This window comes from Thiogranum sp., from assembly GCF_058323355.1.
Map to the genome: position 1 here is coordinate 1 of NZ_JBTTIO010000092.1, position 3,757 is coordinate 3,757.

The window sequence follows — 3,757 nt, forward strand, 5'->3', positions numbered from 1 at the left end:
CGTCGATTTCTGCGGTCTGACCCTCAACTCACCACTGGTGCTGCTGTCCGGCTGTGTGGGTTTTGGCGAGGAATATACACGGGTTCGGGGATTTTCCAATCGCGATGTCGGCGCCATCTGCCTGAAGGGCACCACACTCGAACCACGGCCGGGCAACGCACCGCACCGCGTCTGTGAAACACCGGCGGGTATGCTCAACGCCATCGGCCTGCAAAACCCCGGGGTAGACCATGTGACAGGCAACATCCTGCCTGAACTGGATTTTGAGGAAACGCGCTTTATCGCCAATGTGTCGGGTTCCAGCGTGGAGGAATACCACGAAGTCACCCGGCGCTTTGACGATTCCCCGATCGACGCCATCGAAATCAATATCTCCTGTCCCAACGTGAAGGAGGGTGGCGTGGCCTTCGGCAATGACCCGGATATGTCTGCCCGGGTGGTGGAAGCCTGCCGCAAGGCCACCGGCAAGCCGCTGATCACCAAGCTGTCGCCCAACCAGACCGATATTGCCGACAATGCACGCCGCTGCATCGAGGCAGGCAGTGATGCGTTTGCCGTTATCAACACCCTGATGGGCATGGCCATTGACATCGAAACCCGCCAGCCGGTCATTGGTAACAACCAGGGCGGGCTTTCGGGGCCGGCCATCAAACCGGTTGCACTGCTCAAGGTGCACCAGGTCTACCAGGTGTGCAAGGCACACGGGATCCCCATTATCGGCCAGGGTGGTATCACCACGGTCGAGGATGCGATCGAGTTTTTCATCGCCGGCGCCACCACCGTTGGTGTTGGCACGGCCCTGTTTTACGACCCGCTGGTATGCAAAACCCTGAACGCCGGTATCCTGGACTACCTGCGGCGCCAGCAACTGCCGGATCTCGCTGCACTGGTCGGCAGCCTGCAGCTCAACGGCTGAAACAGCACACGCCCGGGGCGCCTCCAGCCAGGATCCACAGCCACTTCTGTTACCCACCGGCAGCAAATCTGACCAGGCCGGCCTGTTTTTTGCTTGAATTTATCCCGCTATGGGTAAAAAAGTATTCGACATCAAAAACCTGGGCAGACAACTTACTGCCACATCACGCTGCGTAATGCTGAAAAAGCAGGCTAAACAATGCCTGTGGAGGCAGCCCCGACGGGTACTGCACCGTTTCTGGCGAGCACAGAAAGCGCTAAAAAATCGCCAGTCCAATCAGTACGCTACCCTGAATTTTGACACCTGCTGGATTTCCGGCGGCCGTTTCACCTTAATCGGCAGGGGCTGAACGGCATGCACCAGCAGATTAACCTTTTCCAACCGGTCTTCCGAAAACAGCAAAAGGTGTTTTCCACCATCACCCTGGCGCAAATCACCGCTGCCGCAGGCTTCCTTCTGCTGCTACTGGTCGTCCAGGCAAACTGGACGCTGGCCAGTATGCAGGCCAGCGCCGACGACCTGCAACAGCAATATGACCATCTTCAGCAACAAATCAGCGTACTTGAAGAGGCGCAGCGTACGCCGGATACCGAGGGCCTGGACCAGGAAATTGAAAATCTCCAGACCCGCATCGATGAACGCAGCGAACTGCTGGCGCGTTTCGATGCGCTTGCGATCGAGAACCAGAGCGGCTTTTACCATCACTTTCGTACCCTCGCCGAACAATATATCCCCGGCCTCTGGCTTGAGGGGGTAAGCGTGGACAACCACGCTCGTGTCGAGGTCCGTGGCGCAACGCTGGAAGCGCGACTGGTTCCTGTCTACCTGCAACAGCTATCCAGGCAAGCCGGCCTGTCAGCAACACCGTTCGAAACTGTACAGCTGATGCGACCCGACGCAGAACAGCCCCAAATCAGCTTTGTGCTGCGTAATTTCCGGGAGGACCAGGTATGGGACTGAAACTGCGCCTGCAATTGCAACACCTGGCCGACCGGATTGATGCACTTGAACTGCGCGAGCGGGTACTGCTGCTGGCTGCAGCCATCGCCGCGCTGTTCTTCAGCATCGATATGCTGGCGCTTCAGCCGGTACTCAAATCCCAGCAACTGGCACAGGAACGTATTACCGATCAGGAAACCCGGCTCAACGCACTACGCCAGCAGGCTCGCCTTTTGCAGTACCGGGGTGATGTCGATCCGCTGCAGGCGCGTCGCGAGCAACGCGACAAACTGAAACAGGAACTCGCTGCCCTGGACGAAAGAATCGTCGGCCAGCTCGGTGCACTGGTTGAACCGGCACAGGCTGCTGAAGTACTGGAACAGGTTCTGGCCAAACACCGTGGTCTCAAACTGATTTCACTCAATGCCAGTTCACGCACACTGGATGACCTGGAGATCGAGAACAACGACACAACCGGCATCGGGCGTTACCAGATTGACCTGGTACTGGATGGCGGTTATCTGGATGTACTGGCTTACCTCAAGGCGCTCGAAGCGTTGCCGTGGAAGTTTTTCTGGCAGAAAGTCGAGTTCCAGAGCGTCGAATATCCACACGCCACGACGCGTCTTCAGCTTTATACCCTGGGGGCCGGCCATGGCTAGATATCTGACCGGTCTGATGCTTGTACTTGTGCTGGCAGACAACGCCGCCGCACTGAATGACCCCACACGCCCCATTGATCCTGCTGTGTACTTCGGCAGCGGCAACATGGGTGGCTGGGCGCTGCAGTCAATCCTTTTCTCCGATGATCGACGGATTGCGATTATCAATGGAACACGCGTCCAGGAAGGTGACCGCATTGGTTCCGCACGCGTTATACGCATTCACGATTCACAGGTTGTACTCGAAACTGGTTCGCGCACACTGAAACTGCGCCTGCGACCTCACACGCTGAAGACAAGGCCGTGACTATGAAACACCTTATACCGCTTACACTTGTTCTGGCCGCCAACCTGTTACTGGGGGCCTGTCAGCAGATGCCCACCCGGTCTGGCCCGCCGATATCTTCGATCAGTGATGCGCTGGAGGAAGCGAAATCTTCCCAACCGGCTGTGCCTGCTGTACCACCACCGGCCGTACAAAATGCTCTGTTACCCCCGGCAAGTACAACGCTCGGTGTCCTGAACCCGCGAGTGCCGACCTATGATGTTTCTGTCAATGAGGTACCGGCACGCGAATTCTTCATGAGTCTGGTGGAAGGCACCAGTGACAATATGGTGATACACCCGGACGTGACGGGCACCCTGACGCTCGACCTGAAAAATGTCACTACCGATGATGTACTGGCCACAGTACGCGATGTATACGGTTATGAATTCCGCCACAGTCACGGTGTCTACCAGGTTTTTCCTGCGCGCATGCGTTCCCAGGTGTTCAAGGTCAATTACCTGGACCTGAAGCGCAAGGGCAGCTCTCGTACCCGCATCAGTTCCGGACAGGTCACACAGGCCCCGCCGCCCAGCAATCTGGCAGGAAGACCCGGTGCGCCGGGCTCGACCGGCGCAGCAGCGGGATCGGCTGGCGGGGGATTTGGTGGCTACCCGGGATCAGGCTCTCGCGGCAATCAGAGCAGCTTTTCAGGCGCACAGGTGTCGACGCAGACTGACTCGGACTTCTGGAAAACACTTGAGGCCTCTTTGAAAACCCTCATTGGTGAAGAAGAGGGTCGCAAGATTATCGCTGACCCGCTGTCCGGTACCGTACTGGTACGCGCCATGCCACGCGAACTGATGGATGTCGAACAATACCTGAGCAGTTTACAGCGCTCCGTAAACCGGCAGGTCATCATCGAGGCAAAAATCGTCGAGGTTCAACTGAACGATGCTTTTCAGGCCGGCGTAA

5 protein-coding genes are annotated in these 3,757 nt (G+C 57.4%); all 5 read left to right on the top strand.

What is annotated here, in order from left to right; translation table 11 throughout:
• On the top strand, positions 1 to 916 hold a 916-nt coding region (locus ACW81B_RS12270; protein ID WP_491580509.1), incomplete at its 5' end, for a dihydroorotate dehydrogenase.
• Positions 917 to 1,270: 354 nt separating this feature from the next.
• Positions 1,271 to 1,876 (top strand): hypothetical protein, encoded by a 606-nt coding sequence (locus ACW81B_RS12275; protein ID WP_491580510.1) that lies wholly within the window; start codon positions 1,271 to 1,273, stop codon positions 1,874 to 1,876.
• Positions 1,867 to 2,517 carry a hypothetical protein gene (locus tag ACW81B_RS12280; protein ID WP_491580511.1) on the top strand — a complete coding sequence of 217 codons (651 nt, stop codon included), beginning with the start codon at positions 1,867 to 1,869 and terminating at the stop codon, positions 2,515 to 2,517. The genes ACW81B_RS12275 and ACW81B_RS12280 overlap by 10 nt, the downstream gene beginning before the upstream one ends.
• Complete coding sequence (locus ACW81B_RS12285; protein ID WP_491580512.1) at positions 2,510 to 2,824, top strand: general secretion pathway protein GspB; 315 nt, start codon at positions 2,510 to 2,512, stop codon at positions 2,822 to 2,824. Before ACW81B_RS12280 ends, ACW81B_RS12285 begins: the two co-directional genes overlap by 8 nt.
• A 2-nt stretch (positions 2,825 to 2,826) precedes the next feature.
• The coding region (locus tag ACW81B_RS12290; protein ID WP_491580513.1) for a secretin N-terminal domain-containing protein at positions 2,827 to 3,757 on the top strand (931 nt) is incomplete at its 3' end.